Raw genomic sequence first — 21,824 nt, forward strand, 5'->3', positions numbered from 1 at the left:
CCACAGTAGGGAACGAAACCGGGTTTGGCAGATTTAGGCCCTGATTCCCAAGGGAGGACAGGATGGACAGCCTGAAGATACAGGACGCGTTCGCGCCCTACTATGCCGGCCGCAACAGCGCCTCCCTGCCCAGGGGCAAGCGCCTGCCTGCCGAGAACGACGCCAGCCTGACCAAGCGGGCCGCCAAGGCCTTGCCCACCAATGTCAGGCTTTCCGACAACAAACCAGACAGCACGACGGAGCACTGACCGAACGATGCCCAATCGCTTCGATATCTTCATCACCCGTCTTGAAACGAAAAGCGCCAGGGAAGGCGTGCCCCCGCATCCGATGAACGACCAGCACAGCGTTCGCCGCGAGAAGGCTGACGCCAAACCGGCCCGCAACGGAGAGGCGCATGCCGAGAAGGATCGCGGCAAGCGCGGTTTCAAGCACGACGCCTGACGAGATCGCTGACAAAATTGAAGCGCATCGCGACTGAAAAGCTGATTGGTCCGCGAATGTTGGCCCTTGCGGTCGGCCTTGTCGCCTTCACGTCCTCAGCCAATACAAGAAACAACGCAGAGGCCGGCTCTTCATCCGCCGCGCAAAGCCCACGAACGGTCAAGTTCAGGGCAACGGCGGCCAGTGGCCTCTTTGGCAAGACACTCTCGCTCCGAGGGGTGCTGGTCGGCGAAACCGAGGAACGGGAATTCGCGAGAATTCGCTATCCGGCGTTCAATCAGCCTATTTCCAACCGGGACTGGATAAGCGTCGAAGGTCTCTCCGCCGCCTATCTGCAACTGGACATTGATCCGCAATTCGCGATGCCGGGCATCCACCTGCATATGCGTTCAGACGATCCAGCCACATCACACTACATGTTCCATAAAGTTGGCGAGCAATGGATCCAGGCGCCGCGGGCCACAAAAATCGACGTGTTTTCCTACGCGGGCTGTGGCCTCACCCAACAATCCTGGGAGGACGGTGGCGATTTTCACCATCAGGATTTCTTCTTTGAAGTCGACTCGGGTCCGGATTGCGCGGTGGCCGATGCTTCATCGCCAAGCGCGCGCGGCAAGCCATCTGTCACCCCAGATAGCGTGAAACGCTCGCCTTCAGACGGTCAATCAGCTCCAAATCCATGAATTCATAGTTATCCGGTATATCGAGGCAGATGATTCGGGCCTTGTTCAAGCTCGTCTTGAATTTCTTCTGCAATTTGGTGCGGTGCACCTTTTCCATGACGAAGATGATGTCGGCCCAAGCGACCAGCTCATGCGTCAGCGGCGTGTCGGCATCATGGTTGGTCCCCGCCGATGCGACCTCGATATCCCGGCGTGTTGAAAACACCTGCTCGGCGGTCGGGCTGCGCAAGCGGTTCTGGCTGCAGACGAAAAGGACGTTTTTCAAGGATCAGCGCGCCAGGTCGGCCACCACGGCGTCGAGCACGATCATGCCGGCCGGCGTGGCGCGCAGCCGCGCATTGCCGATCGGCGCCACCAGCCCCTCGCCCTGCAGCATGGACAGCCGCGCGCTCGACAGGCCGCGCCCGGAAAACGCCTCGTAGCGCGAGAGGTCGATGCCTTCGGCGAGCCTCAGTCCCATCAGCAGGAATTCGTCGGCCTCTTCCGAGCGGGTCAGGATCTCGCCACCAGTAACGCCATGGCCCTTGGCCTCGACAAGATTGGCCCAGGTTTCCGGCATCCGCTCGGCTATCGTCACCGTGCGGCGGCCATTCTCGACGAAGCGGCCATGCGCGCCGGGACCGACACCGACATATTCGCCATAGCGCCAGTAGGTCAGGTTGTGCCGGCTCTCGGCGCCCGGCCTGGCGTGGTTGGAAATCTCATAGGCCGGCAGGCCGTGTGCGGCCGTAATCTCCTGCGTCAGCGCATAGAGGTCGGCGGCGTGGTCATTGTCGGGAATGATGAATTTCTTCGCCGCATGCAGCGCATGGAAGGGCGTGCCTTCCTCGATGGTCAGCTGGTAGAGCGACAGATGGTCAGCGGCATGGCCGATCGCTTGTTCGAGCTCGGATGCCCAGGCTTCCGGCGTCTGTCCGGGCCGGGCGTAGATCAGATCGAAGGACAGCCTTGGGAATATTTCCCGCGCGAGGCCGATGGCGTGCAGCGCTTCGTCGACATTGTGCAGCCGGCCGAGGAAGCGCAGATCCTTGTCGTTCAGCGCCTGCACGCCGAGCGAGACGCGGTTGACGCCCGCCGACCGATAGCCGCGAAAACGTTCGGCTTCGACGGAGGATGGGTTGGCCTCCAGCGTCACCTCGATGCCATCAGGCACCGTCCAGTTCTTGGCCACGGCGTCCAGGACCCTGGCCACCGTTTCCGGCTTCATCAGCGACGGCGTGCCGCCGCCGAGAAAAATGCTGGTCACCTCGCGCGGCCCGGTGCGCTGGCGCATCGTCGCCAGTTCCGCCTCGAAGGCGGCGGCAAAGCGCTCCTGGTCGACCGGCTGGTGGCGGACATGGCTGTTGAAGTCGCAATAGGGGCACTTGGCCGCGCAGAACGGCCAATGGATGTAGACGCCGAAGCCAGGCGCCCGGTCGAGCGGCATGGTCATGCCGGATCCAGTCATGCCGAGCCCAATCCCGGCAAATTCAATCGCGCCTGGGCGAATTTCTGGAAAGCGCGGGCACGGTGCGACAGCGCCGTCGCCTGGCCCGGCTTCCAACCGTGTTTTTCCTCGGCACTCATCTCGCCGAAAGTTTTTTCGAAACCATTGGGCAAGAACACCGGATCATAGCCGAAGCCAAGCTCGCCGCGCGGCGGCCAGACCAGCGTGCCTTCGGCCTCGCCGCGGTAATATTCGGCCTCGCCGTCGGGAAAGGCGAGGCAAATGACGGCGACAAAGCGGCCCTTGCGCTGTTCCGGCAGGGCAGCGCCGACTTCCTGCAGCGCCACTTCGGTGCGCTGCATGGCCATGGCGAAATCTCTGCTGCCGTCCGGGGTTTCGGCCCAATTGGCGGTGTAGACGCCAGGCGCGCCGTCGAGCGCGTCGACGCAGAGGCCTGAATCATCCGACAGTGCCGGCAGGCCGGTCGCCTCCGCCGCGGCCAGCGCCTTGATGTAGGCATTCTCCTCGAAAGTGGTGCCGGTCTCGTCCGGCTCCGGCAGGCCATAGTCCTTCGCCGACTTCGCTTCGAAGCCGAACGGCCCCATCAGATCGGCGAATTCGCGCAACTTGCCGGCATTGTGGCTGGCGACGACGATCTTCTTTCCATCAAGAGAATGCATCAAAGGCCCCAGATTCTTGGCTCGGCAAACTCGATCGAATTGCCCGAGGGGTCGCGTATATAGAGCGAACGGCCGCCTTGCGGCCATTCGAATTCGCTTTCGATGGCAATTCTTTTTGCCTCCAGATGGGCTTTCCAGGCCACGATTTCCGTAGCGGTCGCCGCGAAGCAGAGATGACCTTCGCCGGTCGCGCCATGCGGCGGCACTTTCAGACGCGCATCCGGCGCCGGAGATATTCTGGTCGCCTCGGCATTAAAGACCAGCAGCACGCCCGGCCCGCAGCGGAAGAAAAGATGTCTGCCGTTCACCTTGCCGAGCAGGTCGAGGCCGAGCACGCCGACATAGAATTCTTCCGCCGCCGCCAGATCGGTGACGTACAGGGCTGATTCAAGGATGGCGGAAGGGGTCACCAGAAAATCGATGGCTTACGCCACCGCCATCTGCTGCAGGCTGACCAGGCGCTGGATGCCTTTCTTGGCCAGGCCCATCAATTCCGCGAACTGCCCTTCCGAGAAAGGCTCGCCCTCGGCGGTGCCCTGGATCTCGACGATGCCGCCCTTGCCGGTCATGACGAAATTGGCGTCGGTGCCGGCCGAGGAATCCTCGAGATAGTCAAGATCGATGACCGGCTGGCCATCATGGATGCCGCAGGAAATCGCCGCGACATGGTCCTTCAACACCTTGGCGACGCTGGCCATCTGCCGGGCTTCCATCCAGCGCAGGCAATCATGGAGCGCCACCCAGCCACCAGTGATCGAGGCGGTGCGGGTGCCGCCATCGGCCTGGATGACGTCGCAGTCGACGGTGATCTGCTGTTCGCCCAGCGCCTGCAAATCGACCACGGCGCGCAGCGAACGGCCGATGAGGCGCTGGATTTCCAGCGTGCGGCCGCCCTGCTTGCCGGCCGAAGCCTCGCGGCGCATGCGCTCGCCGGTCGAGCGCGGCAGCATGCCGTATTCAGCCGTCACCCAGCCCTTGCCGGAATTGCGCATCCAGCCCGGCACCTTCTCCTCGAGGCTCGCCGTGCACAGGACATGGGTGTCGCCGAACTTCACCAGGCACGAGCCTTCGGCGTGCTTGGAGACGCCGCGCTCGAAGGAGATGGCGCGCATTTCGTCGAATTGGCGTTTGGAGGGGCGCATTCGGGCTTCTTTCCAGTCATTTTTCGGAATCGTGGCCGGCTTTTAGACGCATGGGGGGCAGCGCGCAAAGGAAAACGGACCGGTGATCTGATCCAGACACCCGGGATGATCCGACACAGACACCGGGTTGCGCCCACCGTGCCGAAGTCTATATCCTGAACAAGGAGGTTTTTGGCCGAATGACCAAGGCAATCGATCCGGGTTCGCAACCGCTTGCACTGCAATCACTCGACATGCGCTCACGCGACATCTTCCGGCGCATTGTCGATTCCTATCTCAGGGACGGCGAGCCGGTGGGCTCGCGCAGCCTGTCGCGCATCCTGCCCTCCTCGCTGTCGCCGGCCACCATCCGCAATGTGATGAGCGACCTCGAGCACCTCGGGCTGATCTATGCGCCGCACATCTCGGCCGGCCGGCTGCCGACGCAGGCCGGACTGCGTTTCTTCGTCGACGCCTTCATGGAGCTTGGCGACCTTTCCGACGAGGAGCGCCGCACCATCGAGGCACAGGTGCGAGCCTCCGGCTCGGGCGCGACGCTGGAGCACATGCTGACCGAGGCCAGCCAGATGCTGTCGGGCATGTCGCGCGGCGCCGGCCTGGTGCTCGCCGCCAAGAACGAGGTGGCGCTGAAGCATATCGAATTCATCCAGCTGGAACCGACCAAGGCGCTTGCCGTGCTGGTGTCGCAGAATGGCGATGTCGAGAACCGCGTCGTCGAGCTGCCCGCCGGCATCACCCTCTCGCAGCTGCACGAGGCCTCGAATTTCCTCAACGCGCATATCCGCGGCCGCACGCTGGCCGAGGCGCGGACCGAGATCGCCCGCATCAAGGAAGAGACGCGAGCCGCGCTCGACACGCTGTCGCAGGACCTTGTCGAGAAGGGGCTTGCGGTGTGGGCGGGCGCCGAAAGCGGCCTGCCGGCGCGGCTGATCGTACGCGGCCGCGCCAACCTGCTCGAAAACGTCACCGCCCAGGCCGATATCGAGTTGCTGCGGCATCTGTTCGAGGACATGGAGACGCAGGACGGGCTGATCCAGCTGCTCGATCTCGCCGAACAGGGATCGGGCGTGCGCATCTTCATCGGCTCGGAAAACAAGCTGTTCTCGCTGTCCGGCTCGTCGCTGGTGGTCGCGCCCTATCGCGATAAGGATGCCCGCGTCGTCGGCGCGCTCGGCGTCATCGGCCCGACCCGGCTGAACTACGCCCGCATCGTGCCGATGGTCGATTATACCGCGCAGCTGATATCGCGCATGTTAAGGTAGCGCCCCGGACAGAAGAGACGGGCAGCAAGGAGAAAAAGAATGGCGCTCGAAGAATTCAAGGCCCGGATCAGCCTGCTGCTCGAGGAGATGGTCAACCAGCCGGAAGACCAGCACGAAATCCAGGAACAGCTGCGCGAAAAACTGCGGGAGATGCGCGCCATGGGCCTGCCGCTGCCGGCGGATCTCGTCGCGCTGGAAAAACGCCTCGACGACGATTTTTACGCTGCCGGGACATAGACCGGAAACCGGTCTTTCGCTTCCTCGACGCATCGTATGAGGCGGAACCTCTGGACAGACCTACCGTTGGTTTCCTTCGCGACCAGATGGAGGACAAGATGATCCGATTGGCCGGCCTGGTGCTTCCAGCGCTCTTTCTTACGACAGCGGCATTCGCACAGCAGGCGGACCAACCGGTGCTGAAGGGCCCAGCCGCCTTCGGCGACTGGCGCGCCGACAAGCCAGGCGTGCGTCGCCTGATCAAGCCGGAAGACCTGCCGAAGCCCTATGTCACCAAATCCGCCTCGAACAGCGCCGGGCTCGCCGACATGCCGGCAGGCGCGAAGCCGCAACTGCCGCCGGGGTTCTCGGCCGAGCTGATCGCGTCCGGCATCGACAATCCGCGGGTCGTGCGCATCGCGCCGAACGGCGACCTGTTCGTCGCCGACAGCGAAGCCAACCAGATCCGCGTCTATCGCCTGGCCAAGGACAGTGCCAAGCCTGCCGAAGACGCCATCTTTGCCCGCAATCTCAACCAACCCTATGGCATCGCCTTCTATCCGCCGGGCAATGACCCGCAATGGGTCTATGTCGCCAACAGCGACAGGATCGTGCGCTTTGCCTACCGCAATGGCGAGCTGAAGGCCGCCGGCGAGCCGCAAACCATCGTCGACAAGATTCCCTCCAACCACCACTGGACGCGCGACATCGTCTTTTCGCCTGACGGCAAGGCGCTCTATCTGTCGGTCGGCTCGGGTTCGAACATCGCCGAGGACATGGGCAAGGCGCCGGATGGCGGCCTCGAAGCGTGGGTGACGTCGAAGCCGCTTGGCGCGACATGGAGTTCCGAGGACGGCCGCGCCGACGTGCTGGCCTTCGACCCGGACGGCAAGAACGGCCGCATCGTCGCCACCGGCCTGCGCAACTGTTCGGGCATGACCGTGCAGCCGGCGACCGGGGCGCTGTGGTGCGTCGTCAACGAGCGCGATGCGCTGGGCGACAATGTGCCGTTCGAGTACGCAACATCCGTGAAGGACGGCGCCTTCTACGGCTGGCCCTGGTACTATATCGGCGACAATGAGGATCCGCGCCACAAGGGAGCGCGGCCCGATCTCGCCGGCAAGGCAACCATTCCCGATGTGCTGATGCAGGCGCATTCGGCGCCGCTCAACATCGCTTTCTACGACCGCCAGGATCTTCCGGCCGGCACCGGTTTTCCCCAGGACTACAGGGGCGACGCCTTTGTGGCCCTGCACGGGTCGTGGAACCGCGGCAACAGGACCGGCTACAAGGTCGTGCGATTGCTGTTCGAGGACGGCAAGCCGACCGGCGAATACGAGGATTTCATGACCGGCTTCGTGGTCTCCAATGGCGAGGTGTGGGGCCGGCCGGTGGGCGTGGCGGTGGCGAGCGACGGTGCCCTGATCGTCACCGAGGACGGCAACGGCACCATCTGGCGCGTGACCTATGGCGGTGCCCGCTCCTGAGGGATTTTGCCCGGCTGGCGCAGGCCCCCTCGCAGGGTGAAGGCCGCGATGTCTGGTGCAATGGATTCCGACCCCCAGGGAATTCAACCGTGGCCCGCGCCATGCGACAAGGCTCTCCGATCCGAGACCGAAACCATGACCCTCACCGGCTTCCTCACCTACAGCGCCGCCCTTGGCATCGCCGCCGCCATCCCCGGCCCCGGCATCACCGCGCTTGTCGCGCGTGCGCTTGGCTCCGGCTTCCGCTCGTCGCTGGCGATGTTCTTCGGCCTGATGGTTGGCGACCTCACCTATCTGACTGCCGTGGTGCTTGGCCTCGCCTTTGTCGCGCAGACCTTCGGCATGGTGTTCCTGGCGATCAAATGGGCCGGCGTCGCCTATCTGGCGTTTCTGGGCTGGCGCTTCTGGACCGCCGGCATCACGCCCGAAACGGTTGAGGCCAGGAAGGGCAAGGGCGGACTGGTTTCGAGCTTTATCGCCGGCCTCACCGTCACGCTCGGCAATCCCAAGACGATGATCTTCTACCTCGCCATCACGCCGACCATCGTCGAGCTGAAGACCATCACATTGGCGGACTACGGCATTCTCGCCGCGCTGACGGTCGTCGTCCTGTTCGTCGTGCTGGTCCCTTACCTGGCGCTCGCCGCCAAGGCGCGCTGGTTCCTGAAATCGCCGCGCGCGCTGAAGGTGCTGAACCGTACCGCCGCCGGCTTCATGGTCGGCGCCGCAGCAGCGATCGCCGCCCGCCAGTAGCACCCTTTCAGCCAAAACATTCCGGTGTCAGGCTTTTCCGCGAAATGCTTTTCCGGGACGACGGCGTTTTAGACACAGGCCCCACTCGGATATTTCCGGCCGACAGCTTATGTTGCGCGGCTGAAAGCCCTATCTTGCCGGCTGCAATGCCACTTGCCTGAAATCCTGGGAGCGAAACCATGAACAAGCCCGTCACCTCCGCCCGCGCCCCCGGCCGCGGCCGCATCTACAGTTCCATCACCGACACGATCGGCGACACGCCCCTGGTACGGCTCGACAAGTTCGCCAAGGAGAAGGGGATCGTCGCCAACCTCGTGGCCAAGCTCGAATTCTTCAACCCGATCGCCTCGGTCAAGGACCGCATCGGCGTGGCGATGATCGAGGCGCTGGAGGCGGCAGGCAAGATTTCACCCGGGAAGACGACGCTGATCGAACCGACGTCGGGCAACACCGGCATCGCGCTCGCCTTCGCCGCCGCCGCCAAGGGCTACAAGCTGATCCTGACCATGCCCGAGACAATGTCGATCGAGCGCCGCAAGATGCTGGCGCTGCTCGGCGCCGAACTGGTTTTGACCGAAGGCCCGAAAGGCATGAAGGGCGCCATCGCCAAGGCCGATGAGCTGGCCGCGACGATCCCCAACGCCGTCATTCCGCAGCAGTTCGAAAATCCCGCCAATCCGGAAATTCACCGCAAGACGACCGCCCAGGAAATCTGGAACGACACCCAGGGCGAGGTCGACATCTTCGTCGCCGGCATCGGCACCGGCGGCACCATCACCGGCGTCGGCCAGGTGTTGAAGAAGCACAAGCCTTCGCTGCATGTCGTCGCCGTCGAGCCGGAAGCCTCGCCGGTGCTGTCGGGCGGCCAGCCAGGCCCGCACAAGATCCAGGGTATCGGCGCCGGCTTCGCGCCAAAAATCCTCGACACCACGATCTACGACGAGATCGTCAAGGTTTCCAATGAGGATTCCGTCGCCAATGCACGCCTCGTCGCCCGCCTTGAAGGCGTGCCGGTCGGCATTTCGTCGGGCGCTGCCCTGCAAGCGGCAATCGTCGTCGGCTCGCGGCCAGAGAACAAGGGCAAGACCCTGGTCGTGGTCATTCCCGACTTCGCCGAACGTTATCTGTCGACGATCCTGTTCGAAGGGCTGGGGGCTTAGGCCTAACAGCTTCGTCATCCCAGGGCGGAGTGACGCGAAGCGGCGCGCAGACCCTGGGATCCATGCCGTGATCGCGGCCGAGGAGTGCCGCGGTGCAGGGTGAAGGTCTATTTTTGTACCGTCGCGGCGCTTTGAAGTCGCGGCATGGATCCTCGGGTCTGCGCCGCGTCGCTTCGCTCCTTGCTCCGCCCGTGGATGACGACGCGAAGGGCAGCGTCGTGACCCATCCTCGCTGGCCCGCTGAAAAATCCTTCCGTGGCGCCCGTGACCCGGCTTGAGCGGAACCCTGCTTCCGGTTCATATCGCCCGGGCCTGCGTTGCGCAGGTCGGGGAGGATTTTCATGTACAAGCTTTATACCCGTCCAAGCAGCGGCGGCTTCGTCGTCGAGGCCGCGCTGGCGCTGGCGAACGCGCCGTTCGAGCAGATCGACGTGCCGAAGACCGACCGGCCCGATCCGGCCTTCCTAGACATCAGCCCGCTGAACCAGGTGCCGGTGCTGACCTTGCCGGACGGGCGCTCGATGACCGAATCGGCGGCGATCTGCATTCTGCTTGCGGAGCGCCATCCCGAGGCCAGCCTGGCGCCGGCGATCGACGCGCCGGCCCGCGTCGAGTTCCTGCGCTGGATGGCGTTCATGTCGTCGGTGCTCTACCCCGCTATCCTGCGGCTGTATTACGCCTATCGCTACACCGCCGACGCCGACGGCACGAAAGCCGTCAAGCAGGCGGCCATCGCCGAGATGGACCGCGGCTTCACCGTTCTCGATGCCGCCTTGCGCGGCCGTGATTGGCTGGTGGGTGAGGCGATGTCGCTGGCCGACATCTATCTCGTCATGCTCGTGGCCTGGCATCCCGACATCGAAACCGCGCGGACGGCATGGCCTGATATCGAACGCTTGTGGGCGAAGCTGCGCGAGCATCCACTGCTGAAGACGCTCAACACGTCGCACGAGATGTGGCCGGGCTAGAGCAGTTCACCGTTTCATGGAAACGGCGAACTACCCTAACTCTTTGTTTTGACGCAATTCCGGACGGAAAACCGTTCACACTTTTCCTGGAATTGTTCTAAGGGTCAGTTTCGCAGCGCTGCGCGTTTGCCTTGCAGGAACCGGCGCAGCGCCGGATCGCGTTCCAGGCCGATCGCCCTGTCATAGGCTTCGGTTGCCTGCGGCACCTGGCCAAGCCTGGCAAGGAGACCGGCCCGCGCCGCCCAGTAAGGCTGATACTCATTCAGCCGCTTGTCGTCACCCAGCACGTAAAGCGCCGCCAGCCCCGCCATGGCGCCCTCAGCCTCGGCGAGCGCCACCGCGCGATTGATCGCCACCACCGGCGATCCGGCGATCGAAAGCAACGCGTCGTAAAGTTCACGGATCGCCACCCAGTCGGTGCGGCCGGTCAGCCGTCGCGCCGCGTGGGCGGACTGTACGGCGGCCTCAAGCTGGTAGCGGCCGACGACGCCGCACGTCGCGGCGTGGGACAGAAGCGCCTCCGCCTCATCGATGAGGGCGCGGTCCCACAGGCCGCAATCCTGTTCGGCCAGCGGCACGAAGTCTCCTTCGGCGCTACGCCGGGCGGCACGGCGGGCCTCGGCAAACAGCATCAGTGCAAGCAGGCCAAGCGCTTCCGGCTCTTCCGGCATCAGCGTGGCGACCAGGCGGCCGAGCCAGATGCCTTCGGTGGCGAGGTTGCGGCGCCGCGTCTCGGTGCCGGCCGGATCGGACCAGCCTTCGGCGAAGGCGGCGTAGATCGCCTCCAGCACGGCGTCCAGCCGCTCGCCGAGTTCGGCCCGCTCCGGAACCCGCAACGGAATGCCGGTTTCGCGGATGCGCGTCTTGGCGCGCACCAGGCGCTGGCCCATCGTTGCCGGCGAGACCAGGAAGGCGGAAGCGATCGTCGCGGCATCGAAGCCGAGGATGGTCTGCAGGATCAGCGGTGCCCGCACGCCCGGTTCGATCGCCGGATGCGCGCAGGCAAACATCAGCCGCAGCCGTTCGTCGGGCAGATCTTCGTCGGTCATGCGCGCCTCCATCTCCTCGGCGATCAGCTTGAGATGATCGCGGGCGGCCTCCCGGGTGAGCCGCCGCCGCACCGCATCGACACGACGCCGACGCGCCACGGCCAGCAGCCAGGCTTCCGGCTTCTCGGGCACGCCCGACTTCGGCCAGCGTTCGAGCGCCGCGGCAAAGGCATCGGCCAGCGCGTCCTCGGCCGCGGCCACGTCGCGCGTGCGCGCCGCGAGCCAGGCAACCAGCTTGCCATAACTCTGCCGGGCGGCGGCCTCGGCGGCCGCCCGGGCGATCTCCGGGCGACTGTCCATTACATCGTCATTTCTGTGGCATGTAGTCGGCCAATTCCCAGATCGGACGCAGTTCGACCGTGCCGGTGCTGGCCGCCGGACAGCGCGCCGCCCATTCGATGGCGGTGTCGATGTCAGCCGCCTCGATCATATAGAAGCCGGCAAGCTGCTCCTTGGTGTCGGCATAGGGGCCGTCGATCACATGGGTCTTGCCGTCGGCGATCCGCACCGAGGTGGTCGCCTGGGTCGGGCGCAGTCGCTCGCCGGCCAGCCATACGCCGGATTTCTTCAACGCTTCGGTATAGGTGGCGTAGGCCGCGCTCATCTGCTGGAGCTGCTCGACCGGCGTTTTCGCCAGCGCGGCTTCGTCGCCATTGATCAAAAGTATGTATCGCATGGGTGTTCTCCCGTGGTTTGGACGGCCGCGTCCTTGCGGGGCCAGACGTATGTCGCGCGGCAGCGACCGGTTTCGACAGGGCGCAGAAAAAATCTTTCGGCTCTGATCGGGCGCGGTGCAAGCCTTTCGTCATACCAGGGCGGAGCAGCCGCGAAGCGGCGTCGCTGAGACCCTGGTATCCATGCCATGGCGGGAGGTGGCGTGCGCGGCGGAGCCGAATTCTGCACCGCTGTGATGGTGTCGATGTCGCGGCATGGATCCCGGGGTCTGCGCCGCGTCGCTTCGCTCCTTGCTCCCCTAGGACGACGAAATGACAAGCGTTTCCGCCAATCGCCGAGCCCTGCGGCTAGCTGGCAACGGCATCAGGCGACATCTTCGCGACATGAGAATCCACCGGCTCGAGCCAGCCGCGATAGCGCACGATCAATCCGGTGAACGGATGCGAAATCTCGACATGGAAGCGGAAGCGGCCATTCTCGACGGTTTCGTAAGATGTGGACCGCGGGCAAAGCCACATCGGCAAAGGCAGGCCAAGAACGCTCCAGCCGCGCAGGACGAGCGACACCTTGGCCTCCTCGGCCACCAGCGCCATGGCGAAGGTCAGCGGACCGAAGCGCTCGCTCAGCAGGCGTTGCCAGCGCCTTCGCCCCGCGAACTGGCGGCTGGAGAAACTGTGCGTGCCGAATGTCCGCGTCCAGGTCTCTTCCTGCCCGTCTACGTCGAAGCGGACACGAACCGGGATGTCCGCGCTCGCCTTGGGAAACCCGACCAGCCATGCCGTCATCAGGCCAAGGATGTTTCGCCCGCGTTCGACGCTGGCACGGCCTTCCGCCATCTTCGTTTGGTCGTGCATCGCTCGGATTTCATCGGGCAAGCCTTGCCAGGCATCGCCAAGCAGCCTCGCATAGAGCGGTTTGTCCGGGCTGGCGGCTGTGTCGTCGCGAAAGCCGGGATAGATCGTCCGGCCCGCGAACAGGGCTTCGTAATCGACAAGCTCGAGATCGTCCACGGCGGCGCGGGCACCTGCCGCCGGCACACGGCCGTCGAGCGCCTTGCGGACCAGCGCCTCGACCGCCATGGACGGGATCAATGGCCCGTCATCGCCTTCCGCCAGAAGATGCCATGAGCGCTTGACCGGCGTGCCGGCCCTGTCGGCACCCTCGACCAGGACGAACATGCCGCCGCGATGTTCGCCCCAGCGCAGCCGGTTGGTCGCCCAATGCATCAACGGGACAAGCGGCGACAGCGAGCCAACCAGCCCGATGCGCACCAGCCAGGCAAGGCCGATCAGGGCGCGGTGCAGGATTTCGGGAACCGGCCCGGCGCCCATCCAGATGGTTTTCGCCTGTGGCCACAACTCACCCAGCGCGCGCAGGTCCGGCACGTCGACCAGCGAAAACAGCGTGTTCTTCAGCGGCACCCGGCCAGGCGGCGCGATGGTGTAGCGCATCTGTTCGGTCAGCGGATGGCCTTGCGCCTTGCCGCCGTCGCGCACCAGCGCGACCGGCTGGCCGGCATAGCCCGCGATCGCCCGGATGACATTTTCGCCGACGCCGGCATAGGGCGACGGCGCGATACCGCCCTTGATCGTGTCGATGCGTGCCATGTCGCAGGACAGCCGGCGCACCACTGCCGCCGTCAGCACGGGAAAGCTGGAGACGCCGGACAGCACGAACAGCCCAGCCCGCCTGGCGGCCTCATCGAAGGCCGGCAGGCCGGCAACGAAATCCGATCCGTCGGCGAGATCGAGATAGTTGACGCGGCCGGCGATACAGGCCTCGATCAGGCGATAGCGGCCCTCGCCATAGGCCTGGAACGGGCCGCTGGCGTCGACCAGCGTATCAGGACGCAGCGACGCCAACTGCCCGGCGAGATCGCCGTCCCGGTCGAACGCGGCCGGCATCAGCCGGGCGGCGACCGCGCCACGGCTTGCGCACCAGGCCTCGGCCTTGGCCAGGGAGCGGCCGGCGACGATCACGGCCAGGCGCGGCTCGCTCTCCAGCAATTGGATGATGCGTCCGCCAAAGGTGCCATAGCCGCCGACGATGAGAAGTTTCATGCACTGCTCCCCCCAGAGCCACGGTTGAGTTCATGCATGCTTTGTCCCAAAACCGCCAAGCACTTCTGGGCGACATGCATCAGCCAATCAGGCGACCGCGCAGTTCGGCCGACGGGACGTCACACCTGTCCCTCCTGCCGAACAGGGCGTAGCGATTCTTGGCGACGCGATCATACAGCCAGTCGCGCAGCGGCCTCGGCAGCAGCGACAGCACCTTGGCCGCCCGCCACGGCCAGCCGAGTTCCGACATCACGGCGACAAAGCTGTCCAGCCGCGTGAAGGCCGCGCCATCGACAAGGACGAGATTGGTTTCGTAAGTGTCCGTGCGCAGCCCATATTGCCGGAACAGCGCTTCGCCGAAGGGCGATTGAGCGGTGGCGAAGCGGAAGCGGTCTCGACGATCGAGCCTGACCACCATGCGCACGAAGCCGGAGCACAGCACGCACACGCCGTCGAAGACGATCAGCGGATGGTTTGTATCGAAGGGTTCAGAGGGACGGCTTGGGTTGGGCCGATTGGACGGGGACGGACTTGACTGGGAAAGGTCGGTCACGCTGGCCTCGGCTGCTCGTGTCCGGAGACACTAAGCCAGCCGAAGGCGGCATCAAAGACGCGGCGTTGTCGCACGCCGCTCGTCGGCGAAAACCGGACGCTCGGCGCGATAGGTGGTGGCGCGGGAGTTGGCACCTGGCCGGCAGATCCGGCTGTTGTGGCGGCTCTCGAACGTCATGATCAGTGCGCGCCCAACGAGGTGCCGCGACGGGCGCAAGCCGGACCCGGGCCGCGCATGTAGTAGCGCTCTGGCCGATAGGTCGGCGCGACGAATTCGCGAATGGCGGCGGCGTAGCCGATGAGGTGCGTTAGGAAGTTCATTTTACCCGTCCCTGTCCCGATTTTCGGATGTCCCTTCCGAATTGCGTAAATGATAGCATCGAGGCGTGAATAGTCGGTGAACGTGATGTTAATTTCTGGTCGAAAACCCGTTGCTTCGTGGCCGGAATGCGGCTGATTCGGGGTGTTTCCATGCCTTTTGTCGCCATTCCGCCGAGTGTGACTTTTGCATCACATATGTTTCGTTTGAATGTCGCCTGCGCGCGGTTCTGTTTCAACTTCCAGCCAACGCGGGAAATTTTCGTGCGCGGAGCCCCGGGCGATGGCTTGCGCAGCAGCGTGCGGTTGGAACTGGAATGGAACTTGCTCGTTCTCGACCTGTCACCACGGGAGTTCGTCATGGCACCACGTCCAGCCTGGAAGGGCTATCTGAAGCTTTCGCTGGTCACTTGTGCCGTTGAACTGACCAATGTCGTCACCCATACGGAGCGGGTCTCGTTCCGGATTCTCAACCGCAAGACCGGCAACACGGTGAAGCGCATCTATGTCGATGCGCAAACCGGCAAGCCGCTTGCCGATGGCGACGAAATCAAAGGCTATGAATTGGATGATGGCGATTTCGTCCATATCGAGGAGGACGAGATCGAGGCGGTGCAGATTGAATCGTCGCACACCATGAGCCTGGACGGTTTCGTCGACAAAGCCTCGATCCAGCAGATCTATCTCGATACGCCCTATTATGTCGCGCCGGCCGACAAGGTGTCGGAGGAAGCTTTCGCCGTGATCCGCGATGCCATGGCAGGCAAGAAGATGGCCGGGCTGGCGCGCATCGTGCTCTATAGCCGGGAACGCCCCGTGGTCATCGAGCCGCTCGGCAAGGGCATGGTGCTGACGACGCTGCGCTACGACAACACGGTGCGCCAGCCGGACGGCGTGTTCGGCGAGATCAAGGCGGTGAAGACCGACCAGGAGATGACCGATCTGGCCGAACTGATCATCGACAAGAAGAAGGCGAAGTTCGATCCATCGAAATTCGACGATAAATATGAGGACGCACTGCTCGAACTGATCCGCGCCAAGAAGGCCGGCAAGAAAGCGCCCAAGACCCAGGCGGCGCCCAAACCCTCGAACGTCGTCAACCTGTTTGACGCGCTGAAGAAGAGCCTTTCGTCGGATTCAGGCTCCGCGAAAGCCAAGCCGGCGGCAAAGCGCGCCAAGCCGAAAGCGGCCGCGCCCAAGCGCAAATCGGCCTGAGGGACCAAATGGCCGGCCTCGAGCAATATAACGCCAAGCGCGATTTCAAGAAGACCTCGGAACCGGCCGGCAAGATCGCGCGGACCGGGAAAAGCGAGGGCGGCATCTTCGTCGTCCACAAGCACGCGGCGACCAGGCTTCATTACGACCTTCGGCTGGAACATGACGGGGTGCTGTGGAGCTGGGCGGTGACACGTGGCCCAAGCCTGGACCCGCATGAGAAGCGGCTGGCCGTCCATGTCGAGGACCACCCGATCGACTATGCACCGTTCGAGGGCACGATCCCCAAAGGCGAATATGGCGGCGGCTCGGTCATCGTCTGGGACGAAGGGACATGGGTCCCCGAGACCGACCCGGCCAAGGCGATGAAGAAAGGCCATATCAGCTTCGAGCTCAAGGGCCACAAGCTGCATGGGCTGTGGCATCTGGTCAGGCTGAAACCGCGTCCGGGCGAAAAGCGCGACAACTGGCTGCTGATCAAGTCGGACGATGCCGCGGCGCGCCCGGGCGAGGATATACTGAGGGAGGCGCCGCAATCGGTGAAGTCCGGCCTGACGATCGAGGAGATCGGCGAAGGCAAGACGGCGAAAGGCCGAAAGCCCGACGTCTGGCATTCGAACAAGCCGGCGGCCGGCAACGCGAAGGCGGCTGCCCGTAAACTCGACTTCATCGAACCGCAGCTGGCGACACTCGAAAGGGATGCGCCGCCGGGCAAGGACTGGCTGCACGAAGTCAAATTCGACGGCTATCGCATGCAGGCGCAGATCGCCGGAACCGATGTGCGGCTCTTGACCCGCACCGGGCTCGACTGGACGGAGAAATTCGGCAGCGAACTCGTCACCGAACTCGCCGGCTTGAAATGCAGCGATGCCATCATCGACGGCGAGATCGTCGTGCTGGCCGACAGCGGCGTCTCTTCCTTCGCCTTGCTGCAGCAGGATTTGTCGGCAAAGCGGACAAATCGCTTCATCTACTATGTGTTCGACCTGATGCGCCTCGACGGCAAGGATTTGCGCGCCGAGCCGCTCATCGAGCGCAAGCAGGCCTTGCAGGAGCTGCTCGGCAAGCAGTCCGAGAACCCGGCGGTGCGTTTCTCCGACCACTTTTCCGAGCCCGGCAAGATCATGCTGGAGCATGCCTGCCGCATGGGGCTGGAAGGCGTCGTCTCGAAGCGAGCCGATGCGCCCTATCGCAGCGGGCGCGGCCCGACATGGGTGAAGTCGAAATGCACGGCGCGGCAGGAATTCGTCATTGGCGGCTATCTGCCGTCGGACAAGACCGGGCGCGGGCTGCGCTCGCTACTGGTCGGCTACTACGAGGCCGGCAAACTACACTATGCCGGGCGCGTCGGCACCGGCTTCTCCGCCAAGGGTGCGACGGAGCTGAAGACAAAACTCGATGCGCTGAAGGCCAAGGCTTCGCCTTTCGACAAGGCCGTGCCGAAGGGCAAGGGTCTGGTCTGGGTCAAGCCGCAGCTTGTCGGCGAAGTGGAGTTTCGCAGCTGGACCTCGGACCGTATAATACGCCATGCCTCGTTCCAGGGGCTGCGCGAGGACAAGCCGGCGGAGGACGTTGTGCAGGAAAAGCCCAAGGCAGCGACAGGCAAGGCCAAGCCGTCGTCAAGCGGCGCCGGCAAATCCGCCGGGGCGGTGACGACCACCGTCAAGCTCTCCCACCCCGACAAGCTGCTGTGGCCCGACGAAAAAATCTCCAAGCAAGGTCTGCTCGACCATTACGCGGAGGTCTGGCCGCGCATGGAGCAGTTCGTCGTCAACCGTCCGCTCAGCCTGGTGCGGGCGCCGGACGGCGTCGGCGGCCCACGCTTCTTCCAGAAACACGCCTCGGCCGGCATGAGCGACAAGATCGCCCGGATGAAAGACCCGACCGATGGCGAGGAAATCCTGTTCGTCCGGGATTTCGATGGCGTCGCGGCGCTCGTCCAGTACGGCGTGGTCGAGATCCACATCTGGGGCTGCACGATCGACAAGCTCGAACAGCCGGACCAGATCATCTTCGATCTCGACCCCGATGAAGGCGTCGACGTGAAAGCGGTGCGCGAGGCAGCGCTCGACATCAGGGGCAAGCTCGACGAGCTGTCGCTGCCGAATTTCGTCAAGACATCGGGCGGCAAGGGCTATCACGTGCTGGTGCCGCTGAAGCCCTCGGCGGATTGGGATGCGGTAAAAACCTTCGCCCATGACTTCGCCAAGGCGCTCGAACAGGCCGCCCCCGACCGCTACACGGCGACGCTGTCGAAAAAGGCGCGCACCGGGAAAATCTTCGTCGACTATCTGCGTAACGGCCGCGGCTCGACGACGGTCGCACCCTATTCGTCGAGGGCCAAGAAGGGGGCTACCGTGTCGATGCCGGTGACCTGGGCCGAGATCGAGGCCGGGCTGGCGCCGAACGCGTTCCCGATCGGCGACAAGACGACGCTGAAACAGTTGGCGCAAGCCGATCCGTGGAAGGGGTTTTTCGAGCAGGGGAAGGCGTTGAAGCGAGGGTGAGCGCGGCAAACTACGCCAAAAACAGCCTCTCAAACGCCTGCTTGCCCGGCGGCGAGAAGATGATGGCGCGGCTGTCCTTTTCGCGGCGTGCCCATTTTTCCAGAAGGATCTTGTCGAGGATGGCCGCGCCCAGCGTGCCGGCGAGGTGCGAGCGGCGCACGCTCCAGTCGAGGCAGGCGCGGCAGACCGGCCGGCGCGGCCTGGGACCAACATCGATGCCGATGGCGGAAAAATGCGATGCCGCCGACGGACCAAGCCTGATCTCCCTCTCGTCACGCAGCAGGATGTCTTTCTCGACAAGGCGGTCGAGCATCGCCACCGCCTGCTCGCCGGCGAGGTGGTCATAGCAGACCCGGGCGACGCGCATCGCCGCGTCACGCGGACCCGGCCGCACGCGCTTGGGGCCAACGGCTTCCGCCACACCGGTGATGGCTTCGATCATGCCCGCGACCTGCGGACCGGCGAGGCCGTAATAGCGATGCCTGCCCTGGCTGGCCAAGGTCAGCAGCCCACCCTCCATCAATTTCGACAAATGCGAGCTGGCGGTCGGCAAGGAGACGCCGGCCTCCAGCGCCAGTTCGCTCGCCGTCAGCGCCGTGCCGCCCATCAGCGCGCTGAGCATGTTGGCGCGGGCCGGATCGCCGACCAAGCTGGCGATGCGCGCGATATCGGGTCCTTCACGCATAGTTTGATCCTTGTCGAAGCATTCTTGTAAGATAACCACTAATCTGGCTTCAGCTCAAGGAGCCGGCTACGCAAGCGACGATGGCTCCTGACACCAAACTGCCTAGCACATCGATCAACATGACGTTTCGACCGCGCTCGAAGCGTCGATGCAAGACCCCAGGGAGCCGACCATGACCATCACCTGCTTTATCCGCTATGAGATCGACCCGTTCGGCAAGGCCGCCTTTGAGGAATATGCCCGCAACTGGGGCCAGGCCATCCCGCGCTGCGGCGCCGATCTCATCGGCTACTACGCTCCGCATGAGGGTTCGGCGACGACGGCCTACGCCGCCTACAACATTGAAAGCCTGGCCGCCTACGAAGCCTATCGGGCCCGCCTTGCCGCCGATCCGGCCGGCAAGGCAAACTATGAGTTCGCCCGCCGCGAAAGATTCATCCTCAAGGAGGACCGCATGTTCCTGAAACACGTCTCCGGGCCCCACGCCAAGCTGGTGCTGCCGTGATCGCCGTCATCTTCGAGGTGCAGCCAGCAGAGGGACGGCGCGATGCCTATCTGGGGATCGCCGCCAAGCTGCGGCCCCTGCTCGACGGCATCGATGGCTTCATCTCGATCGAGCGCTTTCAGAGTCTCGCAGACCCGAACCGCATCCTGTCGCTGTCGTTCTGGCGCGACGAGGACGCAGTGAAGGCCTGGCGCAACACCGAAGAGCACCGCCAGGCGCAGCAGGCGGGCCGCGGCGGTATCTTTGCCGGCTACCGTCTGCGCATCGCGCATGTCGTTCGCGATTACGGGCTGACCGAAAGGGACGAGGCGCCAGCGGACAGCCGGGCGGTGAATGGGTGAGTGGCTTGGCGCGGCAGCGCTCAAGCATTCCCGATCAGCACCCCCGCCGCGAACACCAGCGCGCCGCCCAGCACCACCTGGAAGGCGGCGCGCAGGAAGGGCGTCTGCATGTAGCGGTTCTGGACGAAGGCGATGGCCCATAGTTCGAAGAACACCACCACTGCGGCAACCGCCGTCGCCGTCCAGAAATGCGGAATGAGATAGGGCAATGCGTGGCCAAGACCGCCGGCTGATGTCATGACGCCGGTGGTGATGCCGCGTTTTATCGGCGAGCCGCGGCCCGAGAGCTTGCCGTCGTCGGAAGCGACCTCGGTAAACCCCATGGAGATGCCGGCGCCGATCGACGCGGCAAGCCCGACCAGGAAGGTCTGCCAGGTGTCATGCGTGGCAAAGGCAGCGGCGAAGATCGGCGCCAGCGTCGACACCGAACCGTCCATCAGGCCGGCAAGGCCCGGCTGCACATAAGTCAGGATGAACTGGCGCTGCTCGGCGGCGGCCTCCTCATCCTTCACGTCGCCGGGCACATGCTTCTGCTCCAGCCGCTGCGCCAGTGTCTCGTGACCCTGTTCGGCTATGGCGAGATCGTCGAGAAGTTTTCGCGTCGAAGCATCGGTGGTGTGCTTTGCCGCCTCGACGTAGAACAGGTAGGCCTGCTGCTCCATCGCCTCGGCCTGGCGGCGCACATGCTCGATGCCGAGCGGCCTCACCAGCCAGTCGGGCTTGCGCTCGAAATAGCCTTTCACATGTTCGCGCCGGATCAGCGGAATGCGCTCGCCGAAACGCTTGCGGAAGAGTTCGATCAGGGCGTCGCGATGGCCGTCCTCCTCCTCGGCCATCTCCTCGAACACCTTTGCCGATTGCGGGAAGCTTTCCGCCAGCCCGTCGGCATAGGCCCGATAGATGCGGCCGTCGTCTTCCTCGGATGAAATGGCCAGCGCCAGGATTTCCTGTTCGGAGAGCGATTCGAAGGGGCGGCGGCCGAAGCCGAAAACACGGGAAAGCATGAGGAAAGGACCCTAGTTTAGAATAGTTCTAAACTAGGGTTTGCCACGCTCCGGGTCAATCGCGCCGAGGTCACGGGGTTCAAGAATTGTTGAAGCGCCCGAGCGGCCTCGATCCTTCTTTATTGACGAAGATTCACCTATATAGCTGAACCTAAGACAAGAATAAGGAGCATGCGCATGACGAAGCCGCATCCGCAGCATTTCGACCCGAAACCCGTTCTCGATCTCATCGCCGGCATCGAGGCCGATCTGCAGCGCCTGAAGGGTCTGGTCGAGCAGCAGATCGAAAAGTTCGACCCCGCCAACCCACACAACAAGGCCCCCGACGGCAAGCTGACCGAGGAAGGGGTCGAGTGCTGCTACCGCATGTTCGACGAAGGCAAGTCGCGCTATTCGGTCGCCCAGCAGATGAAGATCTCCTTTGCCGCCGCTACCCATCGCTTCAACAACTGGCGCAAGCTCGGCGGAACCAAGAGGCAGCGGACGTTGCTTGGGTGAAACTGGCGAGATGTCGGCGGGACAGCGCCCCCCTCTGGCCTGCCGGCCATCTCCCCCACAAGGGGGGAGATTAACAGCGTCACCGTCCCGCCCTTCTTTCTCCGCTGAAAAGTGGTGAAAGCGCCAATGACTGCCGATCTCCCCCCTAGTGGGGGAGATGTCCGGCAGGACAGAGGGGGGCGCGCAGCCGAGGC

27 protein-coding genes are annotated in these 21,824 nt (G+C 64.2%); 14 read left to right on the forward strand and 13 right to left on the reverse strand.

Going from position 1 to position 21,824, the window contains the following annotated elements; translation table 11 throughout:
* The first annotated feature begins 62 nt into the window (after nucleotides 1–62).
* Genes FJ977_RS10340 through FJ977_RS10350 form a run of 3 tightly spaced genes read left to right on the forward strand, consistent with a single transcriptional unit; the run spans nucleotide 63 to nucleotide 1,127 of the window.
* Nucleotides 63–248, forward strand: coding sequence for a hypothetical protein (locus FJ977_RS10340; protein ID WP_140770986.1), 186 nt, complete (start codon nucleotides 63–65; stop codon nucleotides 246–248).
* A 7-nt stretch (nucleotides 249–255) separates the two neighbouring features.
* Complete coding sequence (locus FJ977_RS10345) at nucleotides 256–444, forward strand: hypothetical protein (RefSeq protein WP_140770988.1); 189 nt, start codon at nucleotides 256–258, stop codon at nucleotides 442–444.
* 17 nt (nucleotides 445–461) lie between these two features.
* On the forward strand, nucleotides 462–1,127 hold the full coding sequence (locus FJ977_RS10350; RefSeq protein ID WP_140770990.1) for a hypothetical protein: 666 nt from the start codon (nucleotides 462–464) through the stop codon (nucleotides 1,125–1,127).
* Here the strand turns inward: FJ977_RS10350 and FJ977_RS10355 are convergent.
* The 5 genes from FJ977_RS10355 to rph are packed head-to-tail and all read right to left on the reverse strand — an operon-like array spanning nucleotide 1,069 to nucleotide 4,375.
* Nucleotides 1,069–1,392: a low molecular weight protein tyrosine phosphatase family protein gene (locus tag FJ977_RS10355; protein ID WP_140770992.1), complete on the reverse strand. Its 324-nt coding sequence runs from the start codon at nucleotides 1,390–1,392 to the stop codon at nucleotides 1,069–1,071. The two genes, FJ977_RS10350 and FJ977_RS10355, sit on opposite strands and share 59 nt — an antisense overlap.
* 3 nt (nucleotides 1,393–1,395) lie before the next feature.
* Nucleotides 1,396–2,574 (reverse strand): radical SAM family heme chaperone HemW, encoded by a 1,179-nt coding sequence (gene hemW / locus FJ977_RS10360; RefSeq protein WP_181179741.1) that lies wholly within the window; start codon nucleotides 2,572–2,574, stop codon nucleotides 1,396–1,398.
* A complete protein-coding gene (rdgB, locus tag FJ977_RS10365) occupies nucleotides 2,571–3,233 on the reverse strand; it encodes an RdgB/HAM1 family non-canonical purine NTP pyrophosphatase (RefSeq protein ID WP_140770994.1) in 663 nt (220 codons plus the stop codon). The genes hemW and rdgB overlap by 4 nt, the downstream gene beginning before the upstream one ends.
* Entirely contained in the window at nucleotides 3,233–3,643 is a 411-nt protein-coding gene (locus FJ977_RS10370) for a VOC family protein (RefSeq protein ID WP_140770996.1), read from the reverse strand. Before FJ977_RS10370 ends, rdgB begins: the two co-directional genes overlap by 1 nt.
* Before the next feature lie 15 nt (nucleotides 3,644–3,658).
* Nucleotides 3,659–4,375, reverse strand: coding sequence for a ribonuclease PH (gene rph / locus FJ977_RS10375; protein ID WP_140770998.1), 717 nt, complete (start codon nucleotides 4,373–4,375; stop codon nucleotides 3,659–3,661).
* Between the two features lie 179 nt (nucleotides 4,376–4,554).
* On the opposite strand from rph, the gene hrcA reads away from it, so the two are divergent.
* The 6 genes from hrcA to FJ977_RS10405 all read left to right on the forward strand — a co-directional run bounded on the left by hrcA (nucleotide 4,555) and on the right by FJ977_RS10405 (nucleotide 10,221).
* Nucleotides 4,555–5,637, forward strand: a complete 1,083-nt coding sequence (hrcA, locus tag FJ977_RS10380) for a heat-inducible transcriptional repressor HrcA (RefSeq protein ID WP_140770999.1) — start codon at nucleotides 4,555–4,557, stop codon at nucleotides 5,635–5,637.
* Between the two features lie 39 nt (nucleotides 5,638–5,676).
* The gene (locus tag FJ977_RS10385; RefSeq protein WP_013892036.1) at nucleotides 5,677–5,874 is read left to right on the forward strand and encodes a hypothetical protein; all 198 of its coding nucleotides are present in this window, start codon (nucleotides 5,677–5,679) and stop codon (nucleotides 5,872–5,874) included.
* A 98-nt stretch (nucleotides 5,875–5,972) separates the two neighbouring features.
* Nucleotides 5,973–7,340, forward strand: a complete 1,368-nt coding sequence (locus FJ977_RS10390; RefSeq protein ID WP_140771001.1) for a sorbosone dehydrogenase family protein — start codon at nucleotides 5,973–5,975, stop codon at nucleotides 7,338–7,340.
* Nucleotides 7,341–7,475: 135 nt separating this feature from the next.
* Nucleotides 7,476–8,093 (forward strand): LysE family translocator, encoded by a 618-nt coding sequence (locus FJ977_RS10395; protein WP_140771003.1) that lies wholly within the window; start codon nucleotides 7,476–7,478, stop codon nucleotides 8,091–8,093.
* A 179-nt stretch (nucleotides 8,094–8,272) separates the two neighbouring features.
* Nucleotides 8,273–9,253 carry a cysteine synthase A gene (gene cysK, locus FJ977_RS10400; RefSeq protein WP_140771005.1) on the forward strand — a complete coding sequence of 327 codons (981 nt, stop codon included), beginning with the start codon at nucleotides 8,273–8,275 and terminating at the stop codon, nucleotides 9,251–9,253.
* Between the two features lie 341 nt (nucleotides 9,254–9,594).
* Entirely contained in the window at nucleotides 9,595–10,221 is a 627-nt protein-coding gene (locus FJ977_RS10405) for a glutathione S-transferase family protein (RefSeq protein ID WP_140771018.1), read from the forward strand.
* Nucleotides 10,222–10,325: 104 nt separating this feature from the next.
* On the opposite strand, the gene FJ977_RS10410 is transcribed toward FJ977_RS10405, so the two are convergent.
* The 6 genes from FJ977_RS10410 to FJ977_RS10430 form a co-directional block, all read right to left on the reverse strand.
* Nucleotides 10,326–11,570 (reverse strand): RNA polymerase sigma factor, encoded by a 1,245-nt coding sequence (locus FJ977_RS10410; protein WP_140771020.1) that lies wholly within the window; start codon nucleotides 11,568–11,570, stop codon nucleotides 10,326–10,328.
* A gap of 7 nt (nucleotides 11,571–11,577) precedes the next feature.
* Nucleotides 11,578–11,946 (reverse strand): YciI family protein, encoded by a 369-nt coding sequence (locus tag FJ977_RS10415; protein ID WP_140771022.1) that lies wholly within the window; start codon nucleotides 11,944–11,946, stop codon nucleotides 11,578–11,580.
* A gap of 346 nt (nucleotides 11,947–12,292) precedes the next feature.
* On the reverse strand, nucleotides 12,293–14,005 hold the full coding sequence (locus FJ977_RS10420; RefSeq protein ID WP_140771024.1) for an SDR family oxidoreductase: 1,713 nt from the start codon (nucleotides 14,003–14,005) through the stop codon (nucleotides 12,293–12,295).
* Between the two features lie 79 nt (nucleotides 14,006–14,084).
* Nucleotides 14,085–14,558: a DCC1-like thiol-disulfide oxidoreductase family protein gene (locus FJ977_RS10425; RefSeq protein ID WP_140771026.1), complete on the reverse strand. Its 474-nt coding sequence runs from the start codon at nucleotides 14,556–14,558 to the stop codon at nucleotides 14,085–14,087.
* 51 nt (nucleotides 14,559–14,609) lie between these two features.
* Entirely contained in the window at nucleotides 14,610–14,735 is a 126-nt protein-coding gene (locus FJ977_RS36645; RefSeq protein WP_281406814.1) for a hypothetical protein, read from the reverse strand.
* Between the two features lie 2 nt (nucleotides 14,736–14,737).
* Nucleotides 14,738–14,878: a hypothetical protein gene (locus tag FJ977_RS10430; RefSeq protein WP_013892047.1), complete on the reverse strand. Its 141-nt coding sequence runs from the start codon at nucleotides 14,876–14,878 to the stop codon at nucleotides 14,738–14,740.
* Between the two features lie 357 nt (nucleotides 14,879–15,235).
* On the opposite strand from FJ977_RS10430, the gene FJ977_RS10435 reads away from it, so the two are divergent.
* Complete coding sequence (locus FJ977_RS10435) at nucleotides 15,236–16,090, forward strand: Ku protein (protein ID WP_140771028.1); 855 nt, start codon at nucleotides 15,236–15,238, stop codon at nucleotides 16,088–16,090.
* Between the two features lie 8 nt (nucleotides 16,091–16,098).
* Entirely contained in the window at nucleotides 16,099–18,597 is a 2,499-nt protein-coding gene (gene ligD / locus FJ977_RS10440) for a DNA ligase D (RefSeq protein WP_140771030.1), read from the forward strand.
* Nucleotides 18,598–18,607: 10 nt separating this feature from the next.
* Here ligD and FJ977_RS10445 read toward each other — a convergent pair whose 3' ends face one another.
* Nucleotides 18,608–19,282: a winged helix-turn-helix domain-containing protein gene (locus FJ977_RS10445; RefSeq protein WP_140771032.1), complete on the reverse strand. Its 675-nt coding sequence runs from the start codon at nucleotides 19,280–19,282 to the stop codon at nucleotides 18,608–18,610.
* A gap of 172 nt (nucleotides 19,283–19,454) precedes the next feature.
* Here FJ977_RS10445 and FJ977_RS10450 point away from each other — a divergent pair, with 172 nt between their 5' ends.
* Together FJ977_RS10450 and FJ977_RS10455 are read left to right on the forward strand one after the other, a co-directional pair.
* Nucleotides 19,455–19,787, forward strand: a complete 333-nt coding sequence (locus FJ977_RS10450; protein ID WP_140771034.1) for an NIPSNAP family protein — start codon at nucleotides 19,455–19,457, stop codon at nucleotides 19,785–19,787.
* Nucleotides 19,784–20,128, forward strand: a complete 345-nt coding sequence (locus FJ977_RS10455) for an antibiotic biosynthesis monooxygenase (RefSeq protein ID WP_056574020.1) — start codon at nucleotides 19,784–19,786, stop codon at nucleotides 20,126–20,128. The genes FJ977_RS10450 and FJ977_RS10455 overlap by 4 nt, the downstream gene beginning before the upstream one ends.
* Before the next feature lie 20 nt (nucleotides 20,129–20,148).
* Here FJ977_RS10455 and mbfA read toward each other — a convergent pair whose 3' ends face one another.
* Entirely contained in the window at nucleotides 20,149–21,132 is a 984-nt protein-coding gene (gene mbfA / locus FJ977_RS10460) for an iron exporter MbfA (RefSeq protein WP_140771036.1), read from the reverse strand.
* A gap of 177 nt (nucleotides 21,133–21,309) precedes the next feature.
* Here mbfA and FJ977_RS10465 point away from each other — a divergent pair, with 177 nt between their 5' ends.
* Complete coding sequence (locus FJ977_RS10465) at nucleotides 21,310–21,630, forward strand: hypothetical protein (RefSeq protein WP_056576330.1); 321 nt, start codon at nucleotides 21,310–21,312, stop codon at nucleotides 21,628–21,630.
* The last annotated feature ends 194 nt before the right edge of the window (nucleotides 21,631–21,824 follow it).

The organism is Mesorhizobium sp. B2-1-3A, from assembly GCF_006442655.1.
Taxonomy (GTDB): Bacteria; Pseudomonadota; Alphaproteobacteria; order Rhizobiales; family Rhizobiaceae; genus Mesorhizobium.